The 5,838-nt window shown below is 69.8% G+C and carries 10 protein-coding genes; 5 read left to right on the top strand and 5 right to left on the bottom strand.

Annotated features, from left to right (window positions below; all coding sequences use genetic code 11):
* On the bottom strand, positions 1–146 hold a 146-nt coding region (locus tag ABNT58_RS25785; protein ID WP_348756247.1), incomplete at its 3' end, for a flagellar basal body protein.
* A 146-nt stretch (positions 147–292) separates the two neighbouring features.
* Here ABNT58_RS25785 and flgA point away from each other — a divergent pair.
* The 3 genes from flgA (at position 293) to ABNT58_RS25800 (ending at position 1,870) form a co-directional block, all read left to right on the top strand.
* Positions 293–1,051, top strand: a complete 759-nt coding sequence (gene flgA, locus ABNT58_RS25790) for a flagellar basal body P-ring formation chaperone FlgA (RefSeq protein ID WP_348756238.1) — start codon at positions 293–295, stop codon at positions 1,049–1,051.
* 100 nt (positions 1,052–1,151) lie between these two features.
* Positions 1,152–1,448: a flagellar biosynthesis anti-sigma factor FlgM gene (flgM, locus tag ABNT58_RS25795; protein WP_348756239.1), complete on the top strand. Its 297-nt coding sequence runs from the start codon at positions 1,152–1,154 to the stop codon at positions 1,446–1,448.
* Positions 1,449–1,471: 23 nt separating this feature from the next.
* Positions 1,472–1,870 (top strand): hypothetical protein, encoded by a 399-nt coding sequence (locus tag ABNT58_RS25800; RefSeq protein ID WP_348756240.1) that lies wholly within the window; start codon positions 1,472–1,474, stop codon positions 1,868–1,870.
* A gap of 27 nt (positions 1,871–1,897) precedes the next feature.
* Here ABNT58_RS25800 and ABNT58_RS25805 read toward each other — a convergent pair whose 3' ends face one another.
* Genes ABNT58_RS25805 through ABNT58_RS25820 form a run of 4 tightly spaced genes read right to left on the bottom strand, consistent with a single transcriptional unit; the run spans position 1,898 to position 4,443 of the window.
* The gene (locus ABNT58_RS25805; protein ID WP_348756241.1) at positions 1,898–2,290 is read right to left on the bottom strand and encodes a DUF1801 domain-containing protein; all 393 of its coding nucleotides are present in this window, start codon (positions 2,288–2,290) and stop codon (positions 1,898–1,900) included.
* Between the two features lie 26 nt (positions 2,291–2,316).
* Entirely contained in the window at positions 2,317–3,195 is an 879-nt protein-coding gene (locus tag ABNT58_RS25810) for a neutral zinc metallopeptidase (protein ID WP_348756242.1), read from the bottom strand.
* Positions 3,196–3,242: 47 nt separating this feature from the next.
* Positions 3,243–3,812 carry a dCTP deaminase gene (dcd, locus tag ABNT58_RS25815; RefSeq protein WP_348756243.1) on the bottom strand — a complete coding sequence of 190 codons (570 nt, stop codon included), beginning with the start codon at positions 3,810–3,812 and terminating at the stop codon, positions 3,243–3,245.
* Positions 3,813–3,861: 49 nt separating this feature from the next.
* Positions 3,862–4,443 (bottom strand): phosphatase PAP2 family protein, encoded by a 582-nt coding sequence (locus ABNT58_RS25820; RefSeq protein WP_348756244.1) that lies wholly within the window; start codon positions 4,441–4,443, stop codon positions 3,862–3,864.
* A gap of 140 nt (positions 4,444–4,583) precedes the next feature.
* On the opposite strand from ABNT58_RS25820, the gene ABNT58_RS25825 reads away from it, so the two are divergent.
* Both ABNT58_RS25825 and ABNT58_RS25830 read left to right on the top strand, forming a co-directional pair.
* Positions 4,584–5,111, top strand: coding sequence for an Mpo1-like protein (locus tag ABNT58_RS25825; protein ID WP_348756245.1), 528 nt, complete (start codon positions 4,584–4,586; stop codon positions 5,109–5,111).
* Positions 5,108–5,512 carry a hypothetical protein gene (locus tag ABNT58_RS25830; protein ID WP_348756246.1) on the top strand — a complete coding sequence of 135 codons (405 nt, stop codon included), beginning with the start codon at positions 5,108–5,110 and terminating at the stop codon, positions 5,510–5,512. The genes ABNT58_RS25825 and ABNT58_RS25830 overlap by 4 nt, the downstream gene beginning before the upstream one ends.
* The last annotated feature ends 326 nt before the right edge of the window (positions 5,513–5,838 follow it).

Below are 5,838 nucleotides of genomic sequence, written 5' to 3' on the forward strand. Positions count from 1 at the left end.
AGCGCCTGCGAAAAATCCATGTCGCGCGCCACATAGCCCGGCGTGTCCGCGTTGGCGATGTTGCTGGCGATCATCTGCTGGCGTTCCGAGCGCAGCTGCAAGGCCTGCGTCTGGAAGTTCAGCGTGTCGGTGAGGCGTTCGATCATCGAAGTCCCTCGGGTGGGCTCTGCCGGGTCTACCGGGTGCGGCCCATTGTCGACAGCGGGTGCAGGCACCATCAGCGCGAATAGCGGGGTCTTCCGCCGCCACTTCACGGCCCCGCGGCCGGCAGCCCGCCCCTACATTGGCTGCCATGCAAACCCCCGCCCCTGCCACGCCCCGCCGGCCCTTCCTGGCCCGCGCATGCCGTGCAGCGGCCTGGGCGCCGCTGCTGGCCGCCGCCGTGGCGTCGGCCCAGGGCGCCGAGCCGCCACCGCCGCGCGGCGTGGACGCTGCGCTGGCCCGCCAGGTGCGTGAACTGGCGCAAGCCGCCTCCCGCACCGCGGTGCCCGGCATGCGGGTGGACATCGAACTGGGCGAGCTGGACCCGCGCCTGAAGCTGGCGCCGTGCCAGCAGGTGGAGCCTTACCTGCCGCCCGGCGTGCGCCTGTGGGGCAAGGCCCGCATCGGCCTGCGCTGCCTGCAGGGCCCCACCCGCTGGAACGTGTTCCTGCCCGTCACGGTGCAGGTGTTCGCGTCATCGCTGGTGGCCACCCGCGCGCTGCCCACCGGCGCCACGCTGGAAGCCGGCGACTTGCAACTGGCTGAAACAGACATCGCGGCCGACCCCTCGCCGCCGGTGCGCGAGAGCGCGCTGGTGCTGGGCCGCACGCTGGCACGCCCGCTGGCCGCCGGCGAAGCGCTGCACCAGCGCGACCTGCGCGCCCGCCAGTGGTTTGCCGCCGGCGAGACCGTGAGGGTCGTGGCCCAGGGCCAGGGCTACAGCGTGGTGGGTGAAGGCCAGGCCATGACCCCCGGTATCGAGGGTCAAGCCGTGCGTGTCAGAACCGAAAACGGGCGGGTGCTCACCGGCCAGGCCGTGGCCGAGCGGCAGGTGGAGGTCACGCTGTGATCCACAAATTAGAGCTCGCAAGCCCTAAAGTCCCGTCAGCGGCCACCGATACAACGAGCATGTTGAAAAGGCGGCCTCTCCCCGCTGACAGGAGCACCCCATGAAGATCGGTTCCATCGACAACAAGCCGCTGGCGCCGGTGACCGGCGAGCGCAATGCGCCGACCGCCGCCCCCGCCGCCAAGCCGGAGAAGACCGCCACCCCCGAGGCCAGCGCGCAGGTGACGCTGTCATCGACCGCCAAGTCGCTGGGTGACGGCAATGCCGAATTCGACGCCGCCAAGGTCGAGCGCGTGTCCAACGCCATCCGCGACGGCAAGTACCAGGTGAACGCCGAGGCGATCGCCGACAAGCTGATTTCCAACGCCCAGGAACTGCTGAGCCGCGGTTCCCACTGATCAACCCCGCAGCTTCTGCCGCCATGCTGAACCCCTCCACCACCGCCGGCCCGTCGTCCAAGAGCCAGGAGCTGGAGGTTGCGCTCGCCGCGGTGGAGCTTCACCTCAGCAGCCTGGGGCAGGCGCTGCAGGACAGCAATGCCGCGGCCATCGAGAAGCAGGCCACCGAGCTGCACCGCTCGCTGGCCACCGCGGTCAACCGCTTTGCGCAGGCCGCCCGGCAGGGTGGCGTGCCCCCGGCGCTGCGCCAGCGTCTGGCGGCCGCCAGCGGCCGCGTGGCGGCGCAGCGCGAAAGCCTGGCGCGTGCCACCGCTGCGCTTGACCGTGCCATCGATGCCTTGATGCCCGGCCAGGGCGGTGCGCTGTACGGCGCCAGCGGCGTGCCCGACCGCGGCGCCTCCACCGGCGTGGTGCAGGCCTGAGCACGCGCGGCGCCCGCCGCGCCGCGATCAGGGCGCCGGGTCGTCCGGCCCCGGCGGCTGCTGCATCACGGCCAGCGTGGCCAGCACAAGGTCGGCCACCAGCCCTTCATCCAGCGGCTGGCCGTATCGCCATTTGAGGTGGCGCAGGCCGCGGCCCGTGCCTTCGAGCATCGGAAAACGCGGCAGCAGCGCCGCGCCGCGGAACACCTGCAGGTGGATGTGCGCCTTGTAGGGCGCGATGGCCAGCGCATGCAGGTGGTTCACGGTGAAGATCAGGTTGCCCCATTTCACCGCCTGCCCCAGCGAGGGCGCGGTGCGCAGCACCACCGCCTGCAAGGCCCGCGCGGCCGGCTGCTGCTGTGGCGGCAGCATGTCGAACCAGGCTTCGATCAGGGCGGCTGAACGCACCAGGTGACGCATGGGGGCCCTCCGTGATTGACCAGGGCTTACAGGTTGCGCGCGTCGAAGGTGTTGCAGTCGTTCATGTTGCCCGAGGCCTGGCCGCGCTTGAACCAGGCCACCCGTTGTGCGCTGGTGCCGTGGGTGAAGGTCTCGGGCACCACCGTGCCCTGCGACTGGCGCTGCAGCGTGTCGTCGCCGATGCGCGAGGCGGCGTTCATCGCCTCTTCCAGGTCGCCCTGCTCCAGCCAGCCCTTGCCCTGCTGCGAATCGTGCGCCCAGACGCCGGCCAGGCAATCGGCCTGCAGTTCCACCCGCACCGACAGCTGGTTCATCTGCCGCTCGCCCACCTTGCCCCGCATCGCGTCCACCTTGTCGGTGATGCCGAGCTGGTTCTGCACATGGTGGCCCACCTCGTGCGCGATGACGTAGGCCTGCGCAAAGTCGCCCGGCGCGCCCAGCTGCTGGCGCAGTGTGTCGAAAAAGCCGAGGTCGATGTAGATCTTCTGGTCGCCCGGGCAGTAGAAGGGCCCCATGGCCGACTGGCCGGTGCCGCAGGCGGTGCCGATGCGGCCACGGAAAAGCACCAGCTTGGGGTCGCGGTACTGCACGCCGCCGCGCTGCAGCTGGGCACGCCACACCTGTTCGGTGTCGGCCAGCACGGTGGACACGAAGGCCGCTTCACGGTCGTTGGCCGGCGGCGGATGCGCGGGCGCACTCTGGCTGCTGGGCGCGCTGCCGCCGCCTTCCATCAGGCCCAGGATGGTCAGCGGGTTGATGCCGAAGATCCAGCCGGCCACCAGGGCCACGGCCACGCCGCCCAGGCCGATGCTGCCACCGCCCAGGCCGAAGCCGCCGCCGCCACCGCCACCACCGCTGCGGCGGTCTTCCACATTGCTGCTTTGCTGTTCGCCTTCCCACTTCATCGCCGCCTCCTGCTTTTTTGCTTGCGGTACCGCGGCAATGGCAGTGCCTAGGCCTTGGGCAAGGTCACGCCACGCTGGCCCTGGTACTTGCCACCGCGGTCCTTGTAGCTGGTTTCGCACACTTCGTCGCTCTCGAAGAACAGCACCTGCGCGCAGCCTTCACCCGCGTAGATCTTGGCGGGCAGCGGCGTGGTGTTGCTGAACTCCAGCGTCACGTAGCCTTCCCATTCGGGCTCGAACGGGGTGACGTTGACGATGATGCCGCAGCGGGCATAGGTGCTCTTGCCCAGGCAGATGGTGAGCACGTTGCGCGGGATGCGGAAGTACTCCACCGTGCGCGCCAGCGCGAAGCTGTTGGGCGGGATGATGCAGACGTCGCCCTCGAAGTCGACGAAGCTCTTCTCGTCGAAGTTCTTCGGGTCGACGATGGTCGAGTTGATGTTGGTGAAGATCTTGAATTCGGGCGCGCAGCGGATGTCGTAGCCGTAGCTGCTGGTGCCGTAGCTGACGATGCGGTGGCCGTCGGCCGCCGTGCGCACCTGCCCGGGCTCGAACGGCTCGATCATGCCGGCCTGTTCGGCCATGCGGCGGATCCATCGATCGCTCTTGATGCTCATGCGGGGGCTGCTCCTGTCGAGCGCCGGATTGTAGGCAGCGCGCCGCGCCTCAACGGTCGCTGCGCGAGCGACCCCGCAGCCCGTCGATCCAGCGCAGCAGCGGCAGCGTGACCTCCACTTCCAGCGGCCGGCGCAGCAGCCAGGTCAGGCCCACGGCCACCGCCGCCACCGGAAAGGCCGCCAGCACGTCCGACGGGAACTGCACGCCCAGGTAGATGCGCGCCCAGCCCACCAGCAGGCCCAGCGGCAGCATCACCGCGCCCAGGCGCGGCCAGGCCGGCCGCAGCGTGAGCGCGCCCAGCGCCAGCGCCCACAGCACCGTGACGTGCACGCTGGGAAAGCCCGACGCCAGCAGCGGATGCAGGTACTGGTGGCCCAGCGACAGGTCGCCCGGCCGCGGCGACTGCAGCAGCAGCGAGATCACCAGCCCCAGCAGTGCGGCCAGCAGCGCGCCCGTCACCAGCCGCGCCATCGCGCGGCGCAGCGCCGGCGGGCCGAACACCAGCGTGGCGCACAAGGCCACGACGGTCAGCCAGGACACATGGCTGGACAGCAGGCGCAGCAGCCACAGCAGGCTGCCATGCAGGCCCGGCGACGCGTTGAACGCCTCGAACAGATCACGGTCAGACATGGAAAGGCCTCTCGCTCCTTCTTTCACGAACCCCATGGCGGATGCAGGTGCGACGGGTAAGTTCCGCTGCAAGCCCGCGCCGCCGCTGCTATCGTCGTTGTCAAGCCGTTCAACGCACACGCCTTTCGGAGACCGTCTTCATGCGCAACACCACCGAGCTGCTGGCGCAGTACGCCACCTACCACCGGGACCGACGCAACATCGCCACGCATTTCGTCGGCATCCCGCTGATCGTGTTCGCGGTGGGGGTGCTGCTGGCGCGGCCGGTGCTGGGCACCGCCAGCGTCTCATTGACGCCGGCCTGGATCGTGTGGGGCCTGGCCACCCTGTGGTACCTGAGCCGCGGGCAGTTGGCGGTGGGCCTGGCGGTGAGCCTGCTCAATGCGCTGCTGGTGGGCCTGGGGCACACGGTGGCGGGCGGCAGCATGGCGCAGTGGCTGGGCTGGGGCATCGGCAGTTTCGTGCTGGGGTGGTTGATCCAGTTCGTGGGGCATTACTACGAAGGGCGCAAGCCGGCCTTCGTGGACGACCTGACCGGCCTGCTCATCGGGCCGATGTTCGTGGCGGCCGAACTGCTGTTTTCGATGGGCTGGTGCCGCACGCTGCTGGCCGACATCGAACGCCGCGCCGGCCCCACGGTGCTGCGCGACCTGCACAGCCCCGCATGATCCGCGCCCGGCTGCTCGGCGCGCTGGGCCTGGCCGGTACGCTGGCCGCCTGCGTGCAGGCCGCGCCCGACGCCCGGCCTGCGGCGTCGCCCGCCACGCAGGCCGTGTCGGCGCGCCAGGCGCTGGTCGATGCCATCGGCCCCGCACTCTGCCAGAGCGACCAGCAATGCCACACCGTGGCCGTGGGCAGCAAGGCCTGCGGCGGGCCCGAGGCCTACTTTCCCTGGTCGAGCCAGACCGCCGATGCGCCCCGCATCCAGGCCCTGGCCGCGCAATACACACAGGCCGGCTCGGCGGCCGCGCCGGCCGGACGCATGTCCACCTGCTCGGTGGTCACCGACCCGGGCGCCGCGTGTGTTCAACAACGGTGCGTGCTGCGCACCGGCTTGGCGCTGAAGTAAGCGTCTCGTTACACCGAAAGTTCCCTGGTACCCGGGCTATCCCCACGAATGAGGGGGGCCATTTGGCGTGAAATATGTGACAACTGCTGTCCCTACGTTGCTCATCGGTAGCGAAGGGTTAACGCAGTCGTTCTTCTCACCCAGAAGGGACCTAGGCAATGAAGTGTTTGACAGTGGCCGCCGCCGCATTCCTGGCAGCCGTTACCTTCTCGCAGGGCGCACATGCGCTCGTCTGGCAAGAAACCGATGCCGGCGATCTGCCGGACACGGCTGAAATCATCCCCGGCGGGTCCATGCCGTTGACCGGCATCACCGGGTTCCTGCAG

This window comes from uncultured Aquincola sp., assembly GCF_964001545.1.
Taxonomy (GTDB): domain Bacteria; phylum Pseudomonadota; class Gammaproteobacteria; order Burkholderiales; family Burkholderiaceae_C; genus Aquincola.

Coding starts and splice junctions, on each gene's coding strand:
- flgA (WP_348756238.1), top strand. CDS start 293: ATGCAAACCCCCGCCCCTGCCACGCCCCGCCGGCCCTTCCTGGCCCGC.
- flgM (WP_348756239.1), top strand. CDS start 1,152: ATGAAGATCGGTTCCATCGACAACAAGCCGCTGGCGCCGGTGACCGGC.
- ABNT58_RS25800 (WP_348756240.1), top strand. CDS start 1,472: ATGCTGAACCCCTCCACCACCGCCGGCCCGTCGTCCAAGAGCCAGGAG.
- ABNT58_RS25805 (WP_348756241.1), bottom strand. CDS start 2,290: ATGCGTCACCTGGTGCGTTCAGCCGCCCTGATCGAAGCCTGGTTCGAC.
- ABNT58_RS25810 (WP_348756242.1), bottom strand. CDS start 3,195: ATGAAGTGGGAAGGCGAACAGCAAAGCAGCAATGTGGAAGACCGCCGC.
- dcd (WP_348756243.1), bottom strand. CDS start 3,812: ATGAGCATCAAGAGCGATCGATGGATCCGCCGCATGGCCGAACAGGCC.
- ABNT58_RS25820 (WP_348756244.1), bottom strand. CDS start 4,443: ATGTCTGACCGTGATCTGTTCGAGGCGTTCAACGCGTCGCCGGGCCTG.
- ABNT58_RS25825 (WP_348756245.1), top strand. CDS start 4,584: ATGCGCAACACCACCGAGCTGCTGGCGCAGTACGCCACCTACCACCGG.
- ABNT58_RS25830 (WP_348756246.1), top strand. CDS start 5,108: ATGATCCGCGCCCGGCTGCTCGGCGCGCTGGGCCTGGCCGGTACGCTG.